Origin of the sequence: Bacillus sp. FJAT-28004 (assembly GCF_001280845.1) — a bacterium.
In the GTDB taxonomy this organism is placed as follows: domain Bacteria; phylum Bacillota; class Bacilli; order Paenibacillales; family Paenibacillaceae; genus Pristimantibacillus.
Map to the genome: position 1 here is coordinate 1959845 of NZ_LGHP01000001.1, position 18754 is coordinate 1978598.

Consider the following 18754-nt stretch of genomic DNA (forward strand, 5'->3'; position numbering starts at 1 on the left):
AGGGAAACGGAGGAAGCATCATGATGCTCGGTTACCCTTACGGTTGGATGACGGCGGTCGGTCTCTTTTTTTTGCTCATTTTGGTTGTCGGCCTTACCTCACAGGTCGAATTAAGAGGCCATCTGAGGAGAATAGAAAATAACGATGATTTTGAGTTGAATATAAAGGCCTTATTTGGAATCCTCAGATACCGTATTAAAGTGCCGATTATTCAGTTCACAGGAACCTCCATCCAACTGAAGGAACAGGTTTCGAAGAAGAACGTGGCCGTAGACACATGGAAACAATTTAATGAGGATATTGACGCTGAAAAAATAGCAAATCTGATCGAAAAATCAAAACATCTGTTGCACATGACGAAAAACTTAACAGGGTGGGTCAGAAAGTCGCTTACGAGGGTACGCCTTTTAGAATGGAACTGGACAACATCAGTCGGAACCGGGGACGCGATGTGGACGGCTATGACTACAGGGTTAGTTTGGTCAGTAAAAACATCAATCATTGGAGTATTATCCCAAATGGTTAAGCTCAAAACGGAGCCGAAAATGAATGTTCAACCTATTTATCAACGATCTGCTTTTACAACCGAATGGTCATGCATAGCTCAAATCCGCTTCGGTTATGCTATTCTTGCCGGACTGCAGCTTTTAGTTCGGATGAGGAAATTGAAAGGAGGCGTCAAGGTATGGCAGAACATCCTATTCAAGGCTTAATGCAAACTGCAATGGAAAATATTAAAGAGATGGTTGACGTCAATACAATTGTAGGTGACCCAGTCCAAACGCCGGATGGCAGCATTATTATGCCAATCTCCAAAGTCGGTTTTGGATTTGTTGCGGGAGGTAGTGACATTCGATTAGATGAAGCCGATCATAAGAACGGCTCTCAATCTGATGCACAGCATGCTTCAGTCGCACTGCCATTCGGCGGGGGCAGCGGGGGCGGCGTATCGATTACGCCAATTGCCTTTCTGGTTGTAGGAACGCATGGCGTAAAAATTGTTCCGCTCGATAATCAAACACATCTGCTTGAGCGGGTCATCGACTCCGCACCGCATGTATTTGATAAGCTTCAATCGATGATGAAGCAGCCTTCGAGCACTGGTGTAAACTTGGATACGTCCCAGACTGTGATCAGTGACCGATTCGAAGCAAGCGAGCAATACTGATGACATAACTGCCCGAGAGGGCAGTTTTTCATTTTTGTTAGCTACTTTTCGTCTAGAGTAACATGTACAGGCATATACTGAAATACGCACACACAAGCTTTATCTACTAACGCTGCGGGAGGGGCAAGTATGAATATGTATTTCAAAAAGCTGCAAAGGGTTATTGCAGTGGGATTGTTGGCTGCTTTGTTGATTGGGACAAGCGTATTGCCCTCAGTTAGTGCAGATCCAAGCAAGCTGTATACGAATGCTAAAGCATCGGCTCTAATTGATGTTGAGTCTGGCAGATTATTGTATAGCAGTAATGGTGATACCTCGATGAGAATTGCAAGCTTAACGAAGATCATGACGGCTATTGTTGCTATAGATCATGGGAAGCTGACTGATATGGTGAAAACAAGCAAACGTGCGGTCGGTAAAGAGGGCTCGTCCATTTATCTTCAGCTTGGGGAAGAAATGAGTCTGCTTCATATGTTATATGGACTTATGCTCAGATCCGGCAACGATGCAGCAACAGCAATCGCAGAGCATGTAGGAGGATCAGAGGAAGGTTTTGTACATCTAATGAACGAGAAAGCAGCTTTTCTAGGTTTGGAGCACACGCAATTTAAAAATCCACATGGTTTGGATGATGATGGTCATTATTCCTCAGCCAATGATTTGGCCAAGCTGACTGCATATGCTTTGAAAAATGATGTATTTGCAGAAATCGTAAGCACACGCGTCAAAAAAGTGCCTAATCCTCATGAGAAATGGGAGTACAGCTATACGAACAAAAATAAAATGCTAACAATGTATGAGGGAGCAGACGGCGTAAAGACCGGCTATACAAAAAAAGCGCTGCGTTGTTTGGTTAGCTCAGCAACTAGAAATGGGCAACAGCTGGCTGCTGTTACGATAAATGATAGCGATGACTGGGCAGATCATCGAAAAATGCTCGATTGGGGCTTCGGTCATTATCCGCTGCAGGAGATTGCTGCCAAAGGCCAACTAATTACCGGATATCCGTACGCGATTGGACAATCGTTTAAATATCCTTTAGCTGAGCAAGAAATTGATAATGTTCAATCACGCTTGGTACTGCTTGATGCTGGTACAACGCGATATTTGTTAGGGGACCGCGGATTTTTGGAATGGTATTTGAACAATATTCAAATTGGATCCGTTCCCGTATATGATCCAAACAGCAGCAGACTTCAACTATCGACGATTTCGCAAAAATCCATGCAATCGTTAGCAGATTTCCAAAAGGTAAACAAGCTAGACCAGCAAGGACCGTTGTTTGGTTCCATCATTAAAGTTTTAGATGCATTATTTGAGCATTAGCTTACATTCTGCGAGGGAGACGCGGACTGATAGCAAAATAGTACGGGTGCGTAGAGGGGGAGGCGGCCTAAATGGTTAACTGGATTTGGTTGTTTTTCATCGTAGCGAGTGTAGTAGTAGCTGCGATAACAGGCAAGATGGATGCGGTGACGCAAGCAGCTTTCGAGGGAGCCAAGTCGGGTGTCACCGTTAGTTTCGGATTAATTAGTATAATGGTCTTTTGGCTCGGAATGATGCGAATTGCGGAGGACGCGGGGCTGCTGCGTACCTTGGCTCGAATGCTCGGGCCTGCGGTGCGCAAACTTTTTCCTGACGTACCTCCCAATCACCCGGCTATCGGCTACATTATGAGTAATTTAAGTGCCAACCTCTTCGGGTTAGGAAATGCAGCTACGCCAATGGGAATAAAAGCGATGCAGGAGCTGCAGAAACTTAATCCTGATCCTGCAACGGCAACACCAGCAATGTGCACGCTGCTTGCACTGAATACATCAAGCATTACGATCATTCCGACCACGCTTATTGCCATTCGTATGAATTATGGTTCAGCTAACCCTGCTGAAATTATTGGTACGACGTTAGCAGCGACGTTCGTTGCCACCACGGCTGCAATACTTGCCGACCGCTGGTATCGAAGAAAATCTCCACCGCCGCCGATAGCGCCTTCTCCACCAAGAACGGAGAACAAGAAGGCGGGTTCACCAGTTGCTGGAGGTGAGGCGGTTGTATAATCTTTTTACAAACCTATCAGCTTGGATGATTCCTGCCATTATTGTATTTATTCCGCTTTATGCCGCTTTAAGACGTAAGGTGCCTGTTTATGAAACGTTTGTTGAGGGGGCTAAGGATGGCTTTGGTACTGCCATCAATATCATTCCTCATTTAGTCGGAATGATGGTTGCTATCAGTATGTTTCGCGCATCTGGCGCTTTGGAATTACTACTGTCAACGGTGCGGCCCCTTTTTGACTGGGTGGGCATACCAAGTGAAGTACTGCCGCTCGGGATTTTACGGCCATTGACTGGCGCTGGTTCATTAGCCTTCACGACAGATCTCATTCAAAATTTCGGTCCGGATTCCATGATTGGCAGAATTGCTTCAACGATTCAAGGCAGCACAGATACAACCTTGTATGTACTTACTGTATATTTTGGAGCCATTGGCATAAGAAAGTCACGATATGCGTTAAAAGTTGGTTTATTTTCGGATATAGTAGGATTTTTTGCTGCAATTTTCATTTGCTTATACATATTCGGGTAGTGAAGCTTGTGCTTTCTTCGTCATATCGTTATGATGGAGATTGAGGTGAAAGCATTGGAACGTTTACAGAAAATATTAGCAGCAGCGGGAATCGCATCCCGTCGCAAATGTGAAGAAATGATTTTGGCAGGAATGGTTGAGGTTAATGGTGAGAAGGTTACGACGCTTGGCGTTAAGGCCGATCCAGCTGTAGATGCCATTACGGTTAACGGCAAGCCGATTCGGAGCGAGAAGAAGCTCTATCTCATGCTTAACAAATCCAAGGGAGTCATCACAAGCGCCAAGGATCCGCAAGGCCGCAAGGTGGTTTCTGATTTCTTGCCAGGTATTAAAGAGAGAGTATATCCGGTCGGTCGATTGGATTATGATACGGAAGGACTTCTCATCCTAACAAATGATGGCGAATTCGCTAATTTGTTAACACATCCGAGCCATCATGTTCCTAAAACTTATCGTGCGACCGTCAAGGGCGTTCCTCATGGAACGGCATTGGAGCAGTTGCAAAAGGGAATTAAGCTAGAGGATGGCATGACCGCGCCTGCTGAAGTGGAGTATCATGATGTAGACACGGACGGAAATGAAGCAACGATTACAATAACGATTTTTGAAGGTCGTAACCGTCAGGTTCGCCGAATGTTTGAAGCAATTGGACATAAGGTTATTCGGCTGAAAAGGATTCGTTTTGGTGAGGTTGGACTTGAAAACCTAGGCAGAGGAAAGTATCGTCATCTAACGCCTCAGGAAATTAAAGAATTGCTTGCAATCGCGCAAAGCAAGACACATAAAGTTCATAAAAAGTAATCGACGGCGGCAGTAATTGCCGTCGACTTTTCGTTATAATGGTAATATTCGTGGCTGCATAGAAAGAAGCTGGTGGTGAAAAACAATTATGGGAAAATCGCGCAAGACGGTACAAATTGTCATTTTGATAGCCGTCTTGATCATAGGTGGGTACGCTATTGGATCTACCTTATTTGACGCGGATGACAAAGGTCCTCTAAAGGAAGGCGGGAAGCCGCCTGCATTTGAACTTGTCGATTTAGAAGGCAATTTGCGAAAACTATCTGATTATGAAGGTAAAGCTGTCGTCATTAATTTCTGGGGTACGTTCTGTCCACCTTGCGTGAAGGAAATGCCGGAGTTTGAACGACAGTATGCAAAATGGAAGGATCAAGGCCTTGTGATCTTAGCTATAAATTTAAGCGAGGACACGTTGACCGTGAACAATTTCGTTCGCCGATTTGAATTGAACTATCCGATTTTACGCGATGTAAATCGCAAAACAGAACGCATCTATGGTCTAAAGTCATACCCTACTACTTTTTTCATTAAACCGAACGGGTCGATTATGGAAATAAAAGTAGGAGGCATGACAGAAGAGGAAATTGATGAACGGATTGAACGGCTGCTTCAGCCGTAGGAGGTTTTATTGTGTTAGTGGTTGAAAACACAAAGTGTGAATGCGGCCATCAAAATTCGATTGGCACCGTACTATGCGAGAGCTGCGGCAAACCTCTCGAGAACAATACAGTTTCCGATTTGCCGTTGGAAATGCGTTATGATGGCGTTGCCCGTCGTTCGCAAAAGAGTAATCCCAATTATATTGATAAAATATGGAATTTTTTCTCATCAGTCAAGATTGCGATTTATTTGATCGTCATTACCTTTTTGACTGCAATGCTTGGAACGATATATCCACAGGAAAACACATTCGTAAATAACTTTGATCCATCGGTTTATTATGAGGAAACTTACGGATTTCTTGGAAAAATGTATTATTTACTCGGATTATCACATACTTACGAATCCTGGTGGTTCATAGGCTTGCTTGTGATGATTGGTACTTCGCTCGTAATTTGCAGCCTGGATCGTGTTCTTCCGCTTTATCGCGCGCTAAGCAAGCAGCAAATTCGTAAGCACCTGCAGTTTATTCATCGGCAGAAGACGGTGTATAAACATCAGATTGAAGGCGACGAGGAGCAATGGGTTGAAAAATTTGGAGCTGAGCTGAAACGTAAAGGCTACCGTATTCACCGCGATGGATCAGCACTGCTTGCAGAGAAAAATAGATTTAGCCGCTGGGGTCCATATATCAATCACATCGGCCTAATTTTGTTTCTTCTTGCCATATTGGCGAGGAGCATACCAAGCTGGCAAATGGATAGCTACATAATGATCCCTGACGGGGACACTGTCCAAATTGCGAATACAAATTATTATGTTAAAAATGAAAAGTTTACGGTTGAGTATTATAAAGATGAAGAATTGCCGGACAAGCTTAAAGGAATAACCCGTGCGAAGCTCTTTGAAACAAAGGCTGTCCTCTATGAATGCGTTAGCAATTGTAGTGAGCAATCCCAGAAGCCGGAGCTCATAGAGGTGGAGCGGCACGATATTATCGTGAACGAGCCGCTTAAATACAAGGGTTTAAAGCTGTATCAATTCGATTATGATACGACGCCTCGCTTGAACGCCGTACATCCTATTCTCATCGATAAATCAACGGGAGAGAAATATGGTCCATTCGATCTTCCTATGAAGGATTCGGAGCTGCAGCATAAACTTGGGCCATACACTCTTGATTTATATGCCAATTACATGGAATTTGCAATTGGCGACAATGGTGAGCCAACAACTTTGTCTCGTGATCCGATAGCACCTGCGTTTGTTTTCACCGTGAAAGGGCCAGGGCTTGATCCGAAAGGCGAACCGTATATGTATTTCCCGATGCAGAAGGATAAGGTGAAATTTTCGCAGGATGCCATTAACCACGCGATTGCGGATAAGATTGAAATTCGAGTGGATGGCATGGAAAATGTAGATTTTTCTGAAGCGTCCACGTACTTAAACGTGCGAATGGATAAGGCACTGCCGTATGTTTGGGTAGGCGCAGTCTTCTCCATGATTGGTCTGTTGATGGGATCCTATTGGCAGCACCGCCGCATTTGGTTGCGAGTGGATAATGGAGAGCTTTCATTAGGCGCTCATACGAATAAAAACTGGTACGGTATGCGTTCAGATGTAGCAAGAGCGCTTCAGAAAATAGGGATAACCGTAGATCCGAAGTCGCTAGATAACGGAGGGAACAACGCGTGAGCTTAGTTGATTTTAGCAGCGACGCATTTATTGTCGCATTTTTTCTTTATTGCTTCGCATTTATGTTTTATGTTATTGCTATTGCGGGTAAGAAATGGAGCAATCGTGATCCTTTACAGCATGAGAAGCGCTGGGGTCGAATTGCATTTATTACATCCAGTCTTGGCCTTGCATCGCATTTAACTTTCTTCTTTACACGCTGGGCTGGAAGCGGTCAAATTCCAACAAGTAATATGTATGAATTCATGACCTTCCTTGGGATGGCAATCATGATTGCATTTACGATTGTCTTCAGTATTTACAGAAAACCGCTGCTTGGCATGTTTTCATTGCCGTTAACGGTAATTATCGTTGCCTATGCTTCTGTGTTTCCGCAAGAGGTTCAGCCGTTAATTCCGGCTCTTAACAACTATTGGCTAAAAGTACATGTAACGACAGCCGCTCTAGGCGAAGCATTTTTTGCCGTTGGTTTTGCTGCTGGTCTCATGTATTTGTTAAGAGTGGTTGATTTCAAAAGCAAGACAAAAGAAGCAAAAAGATCGCAGTTCTGGGTCGAGTTCTCTTTATATACGATTATTCTAATTGTAGGTTTTATCGTTGCTGTATTCGCTTTCCGTGGAATGGGATACGAAGCGCAATTTATTCAAGAAACATCAAAGATTGATGCCAAAGGAATAGAATCGACGACTTCGGAAACCGTAAATTATACACTTCCGCCTATTGTTAAACCATATAACAGCCAGATAGTCGAATATGAATCATTCCTAGGAATGAGCAAGCCTTTATTCGAGGCACCTTCTTGGATGGCCGGTGCCAATTCCGGACGCAAGTTTAACACCGTTATATGGACTATTATTGCAGGTTCCTTGCTTTATGGATTGCTGCGCCTAGTATTTCGCAAGCCGCTTGGTGCGGTCATTCATCCTGTTATGGATGGTGTGGATCCGGAGGATTTGGACGAAATCAGTTACAGATCCATCGCCATTGGTTTTCCAATCTTTACATTAGGTGCCTTAATATTTGCAATGATATGGGCCAATATTGCTTGGGGCCGTTTCTGGGGCTGGGACCCGAAAGAGGTTTGGGCGCTTATTACCTGGTTGTATTACAGCGCATATTTACATTTCCGTTTATCGCGCGGCTGGCAGGGAAAACCATCCGCTTGGCTCGCCGTAATCGGTTTTGTCGTCGTATTATTTACGCTTATTGGGGTTAACCTCGTTATTGCAGGGTTGCATTCCTATTCCGGTGTTTAGAATTTAAATTGAGAGGAGAATTGCTCCATGTCTGATTATTCAAGTCGTATTTTGGTCGTTGATGATGAAGAACGGATTCGTCGTTTGCTTAAAATGTATTTAGAGAAGGAAGGATACACGATCGACGAGGCAGAAGACGGAGAAACTGCTCTTAGATTGGCATCAAATACCGATTATGCGCTCATCTTGCTTGATGTGATGCTTCCGGGAATCGATGGCGTAGAAGTATGCTCTCGTCTGCGTCAAGTGAAGGCGACACCAGTCATTATGCTAACTGCAAAAGGCGAAGAGATGAACCGTGTTCAAGGCTTTGAGGTTGGAGCGGATGATTATGTCGTCAAGCCTTTTAGTCCACGGGAAGTCATCTACCGAGTGAAAGCGATATTGAGACGCTCCTCAGCCACTGCGTTTCTAACGAAAGAAATTAATTCAAGTAACAATATTGTGTTCCCGCATCTCGTAATTGAGCACGATGCTCACCGTGTAACTGCTGGTGGACAGGAAGTAAGCTTAACGCCGAAGGAATATGAGCTGCTGCACTATTTGGCGGTTTCGCCGGATAAAGTGTTTTCTCGTGAAGAACTTTTGAAGGATGTTTGGAATTATGAGTTTTTCGGCGACTTGCGAACTGTCGACACCCATGTAAAACGATTGCGTGAGAAACTGAATAAAGTGTCTCCTGATGCGGCATCAATGATTACTACCGTATGGGGAGTCGGTTATAAACTAGAGGTACCTAAGTAAATGAGCTTGTGGCATCGTTCGGTTGGCAAGCTGTATCGCAGTGTAGTTGGAAAACTATGGGCGACAATAATGCTTCTTGTTGCTGTTGTATTGCTCATTGTTGGCGTGTTTTTGCTTCAATATGTTGATATTTGGTTCAAAGGCAATACACATCAGGTGAAAGTGCTTTTTGTTCTAACGGCGATTATCGGCTTTTTATTATCAACATTTTTCGCTTTTTTCTTATCCAAAAAAATTCAACAGCCGCTGCTTCAACTAAAGGATGCAGCGGTGTCAATCTCTCAAGGGAATTATTCAACTAGGGTTCATATTCGCTCTAGTGATGAGATCGGCGAGCTTGCGGATACGTTTAATCATATGACAGAGCAGTTGGATAAGTTGATTCATGACATCAATCATGAGAAAAACCATCTAGCGAGTATTTTGCGAAGTATGGGGGATTCAGTTATCACATTCGATGCGGATGGAAAAGTAATTCTTACGAATCCGGTCGGTCATCTGCTAATCAATCAGTGGTCTGGAGTAGAGCGTGCATGGCAAGAGGATGAAACCGAAAGCTCGACTGCATACTCCGAAGTTCCAATGCCGCTCCGCGAGTTGTTTCAAAGCGTGATGAAGGAGGGACGCGATGCGACGGATAAGGTTCATGTGCTTAGCAGCGTTTGGTCTGTTGTGATGGCTCCGCTGCAGTCGAAGGGTGTTATTCGCGGAGCCGTTGCTGTAATCCGTAACGTAACGGAGGAGCATAAGCTTGAGAAGCTGAGGCGAGATTTTGTGGCGAATATATCACATGAGATCAGAACGCCGTTATCTATGCTTCAAGGATATAGTGAGGCACTGCTTGATGATATCGTCGTGTCGGAGGATGATCGTAAGGAGCTCGTTCAAGTTATTTATGATGAATCTTTGCGGATGGGCAGGCTAGTCAATGATTTTCTGGATATCGCACGCATGGAAGCTGGTCACGTTGATATGAACTTCCAAGAGATAGATCTTGGGCATGTCTTGAAACGCGTTCATCGGAAATTTCAGGTTTATGCGAAGGAACGCGAGGTGAGGCTGCTCGCGGAACTGCCAAATGAACCGCTGCTTGTTAAAGAAGCAGATGAGGATAGGCTGGAGCAAGTATTGACTAACCTTCTTGATAACGCCTTGCGGCATACGCCATCAGGCAAGTCCATTACCATTGCTGGGCAGCATGCGAACGTAAACGGAAGCCAGTATGTAGAGCTAAGCGTTAGAGACGAGGGGCAAGGGATTCCATCAGAAGATGTACCCTTTATATTCGAACGCTTCTATAAGGCTGATAAGGCGCGCAAACGCGGTTCTTCAAGTGGAACGGGACTTGGTCTTGCCATCGTCAAAAATTTAATCGATCTTCATCACGGTCGAATTGTAGTCGAGAGCAGTGCAGGTAAAGGCACATCGTTTACAATTTTAATTCCTGTCGAAGCTCATCAATAGTTGTCATAGCGCTCCTTCTGGAGCGCTTTTTTTGTAGAAAGCAGAAGATAATTCTTGTTGTTCGTGAAACAAAAAGAGCCAACCGAATCAACCGGCAGGCTCTTTTTGTACATTTTAAGCAAATTTATTTAAAAAAGAGTAATTTCTTTTGCTGTGTTTAGCTCAGGCATACTTGTAAGCTGTTCAAGCACTTCTTTAGGTGTTGCTTTATCAACTCTAAGAACCATAATAGCGGAGCCGCCAACAAGCTGACGACCTACTTGCATCGTTGCAATGTTAACATCATTGTTGCCAAGAAGTGTTCCAACACGTCCGATAATACCAGGCTTATCGTTGTGCGAGATTAGAATTAGGTTTCCTTCAGGTGTTACATCAACTGGGAACTTGTCGATTTGTACAATACGAGGTCCGTATCCAGTGAGCAATGTGCCGGAAACAACACGTTCTTCTTTTTTCGTACGAAGCGACACCGTTACAAGATTCGTAAAGTCTTTCGAAGCATGCGATTTTTGGATAACGATGTTTACATCGCGTACTTTCGCAAGGTGCAATGAGTTAACGACATTAACCTGCTCAGAGCCAAGATGGTGCGCAAGAACGCCACGAACGATATAACGAGTAAGTGGGTTAGTATCCACTTCTGCAAGCTCACCAGCATAACCAACCACGATTTCCGTAACTGCACCTTCAGTAGATTGTGCAATAAAGTTGCCAAGCTTCTCGCCAAGTGTAAAGTATGGCTGTAGAATGCTTTGCAGGTTTGCCGGGATTGGCGGCATGTTTACAGCATTTATGAATGGCTCGCTGCGGAGAATATGAAGCACTTGCTCCGAAACGTCAATCGCAACGTTTTCTTGTGCTTCAACAGTGGAGGCGCCAAGATGTGGTGTTACGATAATTTTTGGATGTGTCAAGAAAGGATGATCATTAGCAGGAGGCTCTACTTCGAAAACGTCGAATGCCGCGCCAGCAACGATACCAGCATCCACTGCATCAACCAAAGCGATCTCATCGATGATGCCGCCGCGTGCGCAGTTTACAATACGCATACCAGGCTTCATAACTTCAAACTGAGCTTTGCCGATCATATGACGAGTTTCAGGTGTTAAAGGTGTATGAACAGTCATGAAATCTGCACCTCTAACAATTTCATCCACGCTAGCAAGCTTCACACCGATTTTTGTTGCTCTTTCTTCTGTCATAAACGGATCATAACCCAAAATTTCCATGCCGAAGGCTTTTGCGCGCTTGGCAACTTCACTACCGATACGTCCCATTCCGAGGACACCTAGTGTTTTGCCGCGAAGCTCTACGCCTAGGAAGGATTTGCGATCCCATGTTCCATTAACGGTTTTCATGTACGCTTGTGGAATGTGACGAGCGACCGCCATCATCATAGCAAAAGTATGCTCACAAGTCGTGATTGTGTTGCCGTCTGGTGCATTGATAACGATGATACCACGTTGTGTTGCTGCGTCTAGGTCAATATTATCGACGCCAACGCCTGCACGACCAACTACTTTTAGCTGTTTGCCAGCTTCCATAATTTTTGCAGTAACACGTGTTTGACTACGTACCAGCAACGCATCGTATTCGCCAATAATGGCAACTAATTCGTCTTCGCTGAGTCCAGGTTTTTTGTCGACTGCGACATCTGACGCATCAACAAGCTGCTGAATGCCCAAATCGCTGATTGGATCGGAAACTAACACTTTAAACATGTGAAGTATGCCTCCTAAAATGGGGCGAAGCTTGAAGGCTTCGCTTAATATGAACAGAAAAACCCTCTACCCGGCACCGTTGTGCAGCAGCGGGACGAGAGTTTGATCATCGAACTTAGACTTTTCTATTTTAATGCAAGGTGGCGGACAAAAGCAATCCTCAAACTTGCTGAATTGTGAAAATTTCGTTATGATTCAAGCATCATAAGCAACAAATTACGACATTGGAGGTCTTTATACATGACAAAATGGCATGATGTGACACCGCAATTTTTGCTTGATCTGCTGGAGCATGGACAAGTAGAAGCAAGTCAAATCATAGATGTAAGAGAAGATTTTGAATGGGAGTTTTATCATTTGGAAACTTCAAAATTAATTCCAATGAATACGCTGCCTGTACGGTTGCAAGAACTTGATGATACGGCGCCAATTTATATCATTTGCGCACATGGCGTACGAAGTGTAGCGGTTTGCAATTACTTAGAAGAAAAAGGCTATAGCAGCCTTCACAACGTTACCGGTGGGATGGCGGCTATAGCCTCATTAAAAGGATTTCAATATGATTAATTATTGCAATTGAGTCACTTATTAATTCATTTCTGGATAGAAAAACGGCAGCTGCGGCAGAAGCGTCTGCTGGTAGAGACGTGATTTACTTTCACTAAAATCTCCTGAGCGAACGGCTTCTGTATTGATAAGGAGATCCACTACAGCTGAAACCGTATGAAGTTTTAATTTTGTTGCTTGACCAGAGAGAACGAGTTCATCTACTCGACTAGTTAAATCCTGTGGATAATAGGCTGTAAGTTTTTTGCGTGTCATTAGCTGGTCAGCCATCAGCTTGTTTTTAATGGTTATACTGAGATTTTTCCATTCGGATAGTTCCAGCAGTGAAGGAGCCTTATATTCAGAAGGAATATCAAGATCTACCGTTGCTGACCATTTGAGCATTGCTGAATAATAAGCTTGCTGCGCGTTTAATGCGAATTGAGCGGCTGATAAATAGGATTTATCTTGTTCGACATTTTTCTTCAATTCATTGAAGGTTAATTTTTTGGCGCTTGTCGCGCCTTTGCTTGCTGCCTCATTAAATAGTTTTAGACTTCGTATGTAACTAACCTGCGCTTGTCCGAGCAGTGGAGATTTTTGCATATTGATCGAGCTTACTTCATTTGCTTTGGCACTCGCAAGTCTTGCTAAATCCTTAAACATAGAAGTTGCTTCAATTGATTTTCCTTGCGATAATTTGTTCATGGCTGCGAACCATTCGTTTTGAAATTCACGATAAGGCAAAAATACAGTATGATAGAAAGATACCAAGTCTTGTTGCTGATAAGGAGTTGCTGAAGCGGTTGTTGTTTTTGCGCTATTTGCTTCCTTCACATATTTGGCTTCTGTCTTTTCAGTTCCAATTTGTATACCGTAGAAAAAGGCACCTACCGTACAAATAAGCAAGAATACAAATCCAACACTAAATAACATTGCGTTTGTCGTTAATTTTTTTTCCATCTCGATCTCTATCTCCTTCTATGTAAAAAATTATGCTGTCGATTTGTTCTACCAGTATAGGTGAAAAGGTCGAAAAAGAAAATATGATCGGTCCAGACAGGCGGGAAGCTATGAAAAAGTTTGATATTCGAAATATTCGCATTCGCAAGGTTTCAGTAGATGACCTTGATGACCGCATGTTGTTAATCAATTTATACACCACTCAAGCGGTTACTTTTATTATCGGTTTAATATGGGTTTTATTTCAGCATCAAAATGTATTTGCTATTTTTACACCCCCAAAAGAGCTAGCTTTTGTTTATTGGGGTGTGGGCTTGGCAGCTGCTGTAATTGTGGTTGATCTACTTATTTCACGTTTTGTGCCTGAAGAAGCAAGTGATGATGGCGGAGTAAATGATCGTATTTTTCGGACGCGGAAAGTTTGGCATATTGCAGTTATTTCCTTAGTTGTAGCAATTTGTGAGGAACTACTCTTTCGTGGAGCGATTCAGCATGCCATTGGTCCCTATTGGACAAGTATAATTTTTGCTACTATTCATGTAAGATATTTAAAACATTGGATTCCAACCGGTCTTGTTTTTTCAATTAGTTATGGTTTAGGTTGGATTTATATGGAGTCAGGTACGATTTGGGCACCAATTATTGCACATTTTCTGATCGATTTCATAATGGGTTTAATTATAAGATTCAGGAGGGAGTCATGAGCAGGAAAGAAAAGTTTGGAAGTCCGAGAGTATCAGGACATCGTGAAGGGACGGCAGAGCCGTCCATCATCGGAACGGATTCCAATCAAGAAGAAGCTCTGCCGCCTAGGCGAAGGAAACATTCAACGCAAATGAACAGGATTACGAAATTTTATTATAATTTATTGTTCCTGTTGTTTGTAAGCTTGGTTGGCGGACTTTTTTGGTATGGTTTGAAATTTACTGAATGATCTCAATGGTGGCTGGATCTATGAATCCGTAGCCTTTTTTTTCTAAAGCAGTGAGCAATTCATCGAGAGCATCGGAAGTCCACTGCAGCTCGTGCATAAGAATGTTGGCGCCGGGGTGCAGCTGCTCCAGTACATTTTTGATGACTACATCAGGCTTGTTTTTGGCCGTTTTATCCCAATCTAGGGAACCATTTGACCACGTCATGTAAAGCATGCCGTGGTTTTTTGCAATTTCCTTGACGATATCTCCGCCAGAGCCGTAAGGCGGTCGGAAAAATAATGGTTTTTTGCTTATTAAGGCTTCGATCTCCGTTTGAACATCCCCAATCTGCTGCTCAACGACTTCTTTAGATTCATTTTTCAAATTGATATGGTCCCAGGAGTGGTTGCCGATCGTTTGTCCTCGTTCATCAATGAGCTTCAACAGATTGGGATTTTGTTTAACCCGATAGCCGTTTACGAAAAAAATCGCTTTAGCTTTATGTTTATCCAAGGTATCGAGCATGCTGGTTAAGATGGCTTCATCTTTTGGACCGTCATCAAATGTAAGCAAAACAACTTTGCTCGTTGTAGTTTCCTCAATCGGAGCGAAGCGATAGGACTCGCTCATACGATAAAGTGTTGCAATGTTCGCTTTCTTATCATTAGAAGGGGGAGGAGCCGGTTCCTCACTCGTAATGGATGGTTCTTCGCTAGCTGCGGGAGTTGAGATTTGAGCTGACTCGTTTGCTGCGGTGTCTGTGGCTTCAGTTGAAGCCTGCTGACTCTCGTTTTGCTGCTGCGAACTGCAGGCCGTAAGAAGCGACCCGAGAAGCAGAATGATTATTGGCAGGTTACGCTTCATGATGTTTGCCCTCCATAATTTTGATGTAAATACTGCTTAAACGACATCATTGTATCATATTTGCCTAATAGAAGGATAAGGATGATTTCCTTATTTTATAAGGAATGAGGGCTCTGGTTGTCGGTCACACTAACACCTGAATACGCAAGATGAACTAGGAAAGAGGTGTTCGCGATCATGAAGTTAAGTGGCTTTTTAGTCGGTGGATTAATTGGCGCTGCAGCAACGGTTTATGTCTCGCGCAGACGACCTGGAGCAGTGTCATGGGCAGCTAATGCGTTTTCGGATGTTTGTTCCACTGTTGCTCGTAAATCTGTTGCAAAAATGATGAGTAAATCCATGAATCAAAATGCGTCTGCGCTATCCCCAAAGCATTCAGACGATACCGCCGTAAAATCCGAAGCCGCTTGGGGACAAATTGAGGCTATTGTGAATAGTGATCCCGCATTAAAAAAGGAAGCGGACAAGATCAAGGCGGAATCGTCAGCGATTGCCCACTAATTTATGCAGCAAGAATGCAGAATCGTAGGGACGCAAAGCAGAAATGCGATGCGATCAAACGATTCTTTTTTTCGTTCATTAAATAGTGCATTCGATGAAAAGAAATGATAAAGTAGTTACATAGCATGATTTGGTCAATTTGATCACATCTTTGTTTAAAATTCATACGCTATTACAACAGATGCTGCAGAGGAGGATCCTGTCATGAAAATCGAACGACTGAGCCAGGATAAGATACGGATTTTCCTGACGTTCGACGACCTGCTGGAACGGGGGATCCAGAAGGACGACATGTGGCGCGAAATTCCAAAAGTACACGAACTATTCAGCGAAATGATGGATCAAGCATATAGTGAACTTGGATTCGATGCCAGCGGCCCATTAGCGGTCGAAGTGTTTGCCCTCCCCGCACAAGGTATGGTAGTGATTGTCACCCGTGGCAAAATGAACAGTCATGCAGGCGATAGGCCAACCGAAGATGACGACACGGAAGACGAAATATACGAAATGGAAGTGACGCTTGAGCAAAGCGACGTTGTGATGTACTCTTTCCGCGATTTTGAGGATGTCATTTCCGTTTGCAAGCAATTGCTTAGCTCTACACTTACAGAAGACGGACGATTGTACTCCTATCATGGCAAATATATATTAGCGTTGGAGCCGGCTCTTATTGAGGCTTCAAGACATAATGCTGTTATTGCATTGCTTGCTGAGTATGGAGAAGCAACATCGGTAACCTATGCCATGCTGGAAGAGTACGGAAAAGTGATTATGCCCGAAGCAGCGGTAAGGGAAATATGTAATCATTTTACATTTTAATCAAATGTACTTGGATAGAGCATCTGCAGGCTGATTTTGTCTGTAAGATGCTCTTCTTGCTTATTTCTGCCATAATAATGGAATACCCGAAGGGAAAGGCGTTCATATTAGATGTAGACAAAGGCGGTGAATGGAATGAGTGATAAAGAAGCAAACGATGTTTTGTATTCTACTCAAATTGTAATTGAAGAAGCGCTGCGAAGGCTTGGCTATGATCAAGATATGATTGACCTATTGAAGGAGCCATTGCGACTCCTGACCGTTCGTATTCCAGTTCGAATGGATGATGGTACAACAAAAGTGTTCACGGGATATCGCGCACAGCATAATGATGCGGTAGGGCCAACTAAGGGCGGTGTCCGTTTTCATCCAGCTGTCTCCGAAAATGAGGTTAAGGCGTTGTCTATTTGGATGAGTCTGAAATGCGGAATTGCTGATCTGCCATACGGCGGTGGTAAAGGCGGCGTTATTTGTGATCCAAGAACGATGTCTTTCAGGGAAATTGAACGTTTAAGCCGGGGGTATGTGCGGGCGGTCAGCCAAATTGTAGGACCAAGCAAAGATATTCCTGCGCCTGATGTGATGACTAATTCACAGATTATGGCCTGGATGATGGACGAGTATAGTCGCATTCGTGAATTTGATTCTCCGGGTTTTATTACAGGAAAACCGCTCGTACTAGGAGGTTCCAAGGGAAGAGAGACAGCTACTGCCCGAGGGGTCGTTATTATGATCCAAGAGGCGTTGAACTTGAAAAATATTGATATAAAAGATGCGCGAATCGTCATTCAAGGCTTTGGAAATGCGGGAAGTTATCTTGCCAAATTCATGCATGAGGCCGGTGCGCGTGTGATAGGTATATCCGATGTGAACGCGGCGTTGTATAATGATGAAGGACTCGATATCGAATATTTGCTTGATCGTCGAGATTCTTTTGGCAATGTGACGAACTTGTTTACGAATACAATAACGAATGCGGAGCTGCTTGAGCTCGAATGTGATGTGCTTGTTCCTGCTGCGATCGAGAATCAAATCACGGAACAAAATGCTCATAACTTAAAAGCAACCATCGTTGTAGAAGCTGCGAATGGTCCAACGACACTGGAAGCTACGCGGATCTTGTCGGATAGGGGCATTTTACTCATTCCGGATGTTCTCGCTAGCAGCGGCGGAGTCATCGTGTCTTACTTTGAATGGGTACAAAATAATCAAGGCTATTATTGGGATGAGCAAGAAGTGGATGATAAGCTGAAGATTATGATGATTAGAGGTTTCAACCAAGTGTATGAAATACACCGCACCCGTAAGGTAGATATGCGTCTTGCTGCTTATATGGCCGGTGTTCGGAAACTGGCTGAAGCTGTTCGCTATCGCGGCTGGGTGTAAGAAAGTAGGGGAAGAATGCTGTTGTTTTCTGTTTTGACTGCGGCTGTTGCGCCTGGCGTCTCGCTGCTTACTTATTTATATTTAAGGGATCGATATGAAGCTGAGCCTATCCATATGGTGATTAGAATGTTTGTACTCGGCATGCTAGTTGTTGTACCGATCATGGTTATACAACGTGGGCTTCAGATTTGGCTGGGTGATCATTCGTTTGTTTTCGCCTTTGGCGAGTCCGCAGGCGTTGAAGAATTCGTGAAATGGTTCGTACTGTATCATGTCATTTACAACCATACCGAATTTGACGAGCCTTATGACGGAATTGTGTATGCGTCAGCGATATCACTTGGCTTCGCGACGCTTGAGAATGTTTTGTATGCGATATACTCGCCAGCAACTTTCGGCACACTTCTCGTAAGGGCGCTGCTACCTGTTTCCGGGCATGCCTTGTTCGGTATAATGATGGGCTATTATTTAGGTAAAGCAAAGTTTGCTCCAAAGAACAAAACTGTCTACTTTTTAGGCATATCGCTTTTGCTTCCATTACTTCTACATGGTACTTACGATTGGATCATGATTACGTTGCGTACAAATTGGATGTATTTTATCATTCCGTTTATGATCGTGCTTTGGATATGGGGTTTGCGCAAAATGCATCATGCGAATGCACGGTCACCCTTTCGATTTCTGATCCGCGAAGATGAGATTAAACTGTAGCTCATCCGTCCATAC

General features: G+C 43.7%; 21 protein-coding genes. 18 read left to right on the forward strand and 3 right to left on the reverse strand.

Going from position 1 to position 18754, the window contains the following annotated elements; translation table 11 throughout:
- Positions 1–20 precede the first annotated feature (20 nt).
- The 11 genes from AC787_RS08225 (at position 21) to AC787_RS08275 (ending at position 10314) form a co-directional block, all read left to right on the forward strand.
- Positions 21–713: a DUF2953 domain-containing protein gene (locus AC787_RS08225; protein WP_054024335.1), complete on the forward strand. Its 693-nt coding sequence runs from the start codon at positions 21–23 to the stop codon at positions 711–713.
- Positions 686–1168 carry a GerW family sporulation protein gene (gene ytfJ / locus AC787_RS08230; RefSeq protein ID WP_054024336.1) on the forward strand — a complete coding sequence of 161 codons (483 nt, stop codon included), beginning with the start codon at positions 686–688 and terminating at the stop codon, positions 1166–1168. Before AC787_RS08225 ends, ytfJ begins: the two co-directional genes overlap by 28 nt.
- Positions 1169–1297: 129 nt before the next feature.
- Positions 1298–2494 (forward strand): D-alanyl-D-alanine carboxypeptidase family protein, encoded by a 1197-nt coding sequence (locus AC787_RS08235; protein WP_414730934.1) that lies wholly within the window; start codon positions 1298–1300, stop codon positions 2492–2494.
- Between the two features lie 71 nt (positions 2495–2565).
- Positions 2566–3225, forward strand: coding sequence for a nucleoside recognition domain-containing protein (locus tag AC787_RS08240; protein ID WP_054024337.1), 660 nt, complete (start codon positions 2566–2568; stop codon positions 3223–3225).
- 25 nt (positions 3226–3250) lie between these two features.
- Complete coding sequence (locus AC787_RS08245) at positions 3251–3754, forward strand: spore maturation protein (protein WP_200930737.1); 504 nt, start codon at positions 3251–3253, stop codon at positions 3752–3754.
- A gap of 54 nt (positions 3755–3808) precedes the next feature.
- The gene (locus tag AC787_RS08250; protein WP_054026970.1) at positions 3809–4555 is read left to right on the forward strand and encodes a pseudouridine synthase; all 747 of its coding nucleotides are present in this window, start codon (positions 3809–3811) and stop codon (positions 4553–4555) included.
- A gap of 88 nt (positions 4556–4643) precedes the next feature.
- On the forward strand, positions 4644–5174 hold the full coding sequence (locus tag AC787_RS08255; RefSeq protein ID WP_054024339.1) for a redoxin domain-containing protein: 531 nt from the start codon (positions 4644–4646) through the stop codon (positions 5172–5174).
- 17 nt (positions 5175–5191) lie between these two features.
- Positions 5192–6850, forward strand: coding sequence for a cytochrome c biogenesis protein ResB (locus AC787_RS08260; protein WP_054026971.1), 1659 nt, complete (start codon positions 5192–5194; stop codon positions 6848–6850).
- Positions 6847–8106: a cytochrome c biogenesis protein CcsA gene (gene ccsA / locus AC787_RS08265; protein ID WP_054024340.1), complete on the forward strand. Its 1260-nt coding sequence runs from the start codon at positions 6847–6849 to the stop codon at positions 8104–8106. The genes AC787_RS08260 and ccsA overlap by 4 nt, the downstream gene beginning before the upstream one ends.
- A gap of 27 nt (positions 8107–8133) precedes the next feature.
- Positions 8134–8850, forward strand: coding sequence for a response regulator transcription factor (locus tag AC787_RS08270; protein ID WP_053376699.1), 717 nt, complete (start codon positions 8134–8136; stop codon positions 8848–8850).
- Entirely contained in the window at positions 8851–10314 is a 1464-nt protein-coding gene (locus AC787_RS08275; protein WP_054024341.1) for an ATP-binding protein, read from the forward strand.
- Between the two features lie 128 nt (positions 10315–10442).
- Here AC787_RS08275 and serA read toward each other — a convergent pair whose 3' ends face one another.
- Entirely contained in the window at positions 10443–12035 is a 1593-nt protein-coding gene (gene serA / locus AC787_RS08280) for a phosphoglycerate dehydrogenase (RefSeq protein ID WP_054024342.1), read from the reverse strand.
- Positions 12036–12275: 240 nt separating this feature from the next.
- On the opposite strand from serA, the gene AC787_RS08285 reads away from it, so the two are divergent.
- The gene (locus AC787_RS08285; protein ID WP_054024343.1) at positions 12276–12602 is read left to right on the forward strand and encodes a rhodanese-like domain-containing protein; all 327 of its coding nucleotides are present in this window, start codon (positions 12276–12278) and stop codon (positions 12600–12602) included.
- A 21-nt stretch (positions 12603–12623) separates the two neighbouring features.
- Here AC787_RS08285 and AC787_RS08290 read toward each other — a convergent pair whose 3' ends face one another.
- Positions 12624–13544, reverse strand: a complete 921-nt coding sequence (locus tag AC787_RS08290) for a hypothetical protein (protein WP_054024344.1) — start codon at positions 13542–13544, stop codon at positions 12624–12626.
- A 110-nt stretch (positions 13545–13654) separates the two neighbouring features.
- Between AC787_RS08290 and AC787_RS08295 the strand changes: the two genes are divergently transcribed.
- Both AC787_RS08295 and AC787_RS08300 read left to right on the forward strand, forming a co-directional pair.
- A complete protein-coding gene (locus tag AC787_RS08295) occupies positions 13655–14248 on the forward strand; it encodes a CPBP family intramembrane glutamic endopeptidase (RefSeq protein ID WP_054024345.1) in 594 nt (197 codons plus the stop codon).
- Positions 14245–14478: a hypothetical protein gene (locus AC787_RS08300; protein ID WP_054024346.1), complete on the forward strand. Its 234-nt coding sequence runs from the start codon at positions 14245–14247 to the stop codon at positions 14476–14478. Before AC787_RS08295 ends, AC787_RS08300 begins: the two co-directional genes overlap by 4 nt.
- Here AC787_RS08300 and AC787_RS08305 read toward each other — a convergent pair.
- Complete coding sequence (locus tag AC787_RS08305) at positions 14468–15322, reverse strand: polysaccharide deacetylase family protein (protein WP_054024347.1); 855 nt, start codon at positions 15320–15322, stop codon at positions 14468–14470. The genes AC787_RS08300 and AC787_RS08305 overlap by 11 nt on opposite strands.
- Before the next feature lie 177 nt (positions 15323–15499).
- Here AC787_RS08305 and AC787_RS08310 point away from each other — a divergent pair, with 177 nt between their 5' ends.
- The 4 genes from AC787_RS08310 to prsW all read left to right on the forward strand — a co-directional run bounded on the left by AC787_RS08310 (position 15500) and on the right by prsW (position 18739).
- The gene (locus AC787_RS08310) at positions 15500–15823 is read left to right on the forward strand and encodes a hypothetical protein (protein WP_054024348.1); all 324 of its coding nucleotides are present in this window, start codon (positions 15500–15502) and stop codon (positions 15821–15823) included.
- A 204-nt stretch (positions 15824–16027) separates the two neighbouring features.
- Complete coding sequence (locus AC787_RS08315) at positions 16028–16642, forward strand: genetic competence negative regulator (protein ID WP_054024349.1); 615 nt, start codon at positions 16028–16030, stop codon at positions 16640–16642.
- Positions 16643–16777: 135 nt separating this feature from the next.
- Positions 16778–18028 carry a Glu/Leu/Phe/Val family dehydrogenase gene (locus tag AC787_RS08320; RefSeq protein WP_054024350.1) on the forward strand — a complete coding sequence of 417 codons (1251 nt, stop codon included), beginning with the start codon at positions 16778–16780 and terminating at the stop codon, positions 18026–18028.
- A gap of 15 nt (positions 18029–18043) precedes the next feature.
- A complete protein-coding gene (gene prsW / locus AC787_RS08325; protein ID WP_054024351.1) occupies positions 18044–18739 on the forward strand; it encodes a glutamic-type intramembrane protease PrsW in 696 nt (231 codons plus the stop codon).
- Positions 18740–18754: the final 15 nt, after the last annotated feature.

Coding starts and splice junctions, on each gene's coding strand:
- AC787_RS08285 (WP_054024343.1), top strand. CDS start 12,276: ATGACAAAATGGCATGATGTGACACCGCAATTTTTGCTTGATCTGCTG.
- prsW (WP_054024351.1), top strand. CDS start 18,044: ATGCTGTTGTTTTCTGTTTTGACTGCGGCTGTTGCGCCTGGCGTCTCG.
- serA (WP_054024342.1), bottom strand. CDS start 12,035: ATGTTTAAAGTGTTAGTTTCCGATCCAATCAGCGATTTGGGCATTCAG.
- AC787_RS08305 (WP_054024347.1), bottom strand. CDS start 15,322: ATGAAGCGTAACCTGCCAATAATCATTCTGCTTCTCGGGTCGCTTCTT.
- AC787_RS08290 (WP_054024344.1), bottom strand. CDS start 13,544: ATGGAAAAAAAATTAACGACAAACGCAATGTTATTTAGTGTTGGATTT.
- AC787_RS08255 (WP_054024339.1), top strand. CDS start 4,644: ATGGGAAAATCGCGCAAGACGGTACAAATTGTCATTTTGATAGCCGTC.
- ytfJ (WP_054024336.1), top strand. CDS start 686: ATGGCAGAACATCCTATTCAAGGCTTAATGCAAACTGCAATGGAAAAT.
- AC787_RS08315 (WP_054024349.1), top strand. CDS start 16,028: ATGAAAATCGAACGACTGAGCCAGGATAAGATACGGATTTTCCTGACG.
- AC787_RS08270 (WP_053376699.1), top strand. CDS start 8,134: ATGTCTGATTATTCAAGTCGTATTTTGGTCGTTGATGATGAAGAACGG.
- AC787_RS08225 (WP_054024335.1), top strand. CDS start 21: ATGATGCTCGGTTACCCTTACGGTTGGATGACGGCGGTCGGTCTCTTT.
- AC787_RS08300 (WP_054024346.1), top strand. CDS start 14,245: ATGAGCAGGAAAGAAAAGTTTGGAAGTCCGAGAGTATCAGGACATCGT.
- AC787_RS08310 (WP_054024348.1), top strand. CDS start 15,500: ATGAAGTTAAGTGGCTTTTTAGTCGGTGGATTAATTGGCGCTGCAGCA.
- AC787_RS08245 (WP_200930737.1), top strand. CDS start 3,251: ATGATTCCTGCCATTATTGTATTTATTCCGCTTTATGCCGCTTTAAGA.
- AC787_RS08275 (WP_054024341.1), top strand. CDS start 8,851: ATGAGCTTGTGGCATCGTTCGGTTGGCAAGCTGTATCGCAGTGTAGTT.
- AC787_RS08295 (WP_054024345.1), top strand. CDS start 13,655: ATGAAAAAGTTTGATATTCGAAATATTCGCATTCGCAAGGTTTCAGTA.
- AC787_RS08320 (WP_054024350.1), top strand. CDS start 16,778: ATGAGTGATAAAGAAGCAAACGATGTTTTGTATTCTACTCAAATTGTA.
- AC787_RS08235 (WP_414730934.1), top strand. CDS start 1,298: ATGAATATGTATTTCAAAAAGCTGCAAAGGGTTATTGCAGTGGGATTG.
- AC787_RS08240 (WP_054024337.1), top strand. CDS start 2,566: ATGGTTAACTGGATTTGGTTGTTTTTCATCGTAGCGAGTGTAGTAGTA.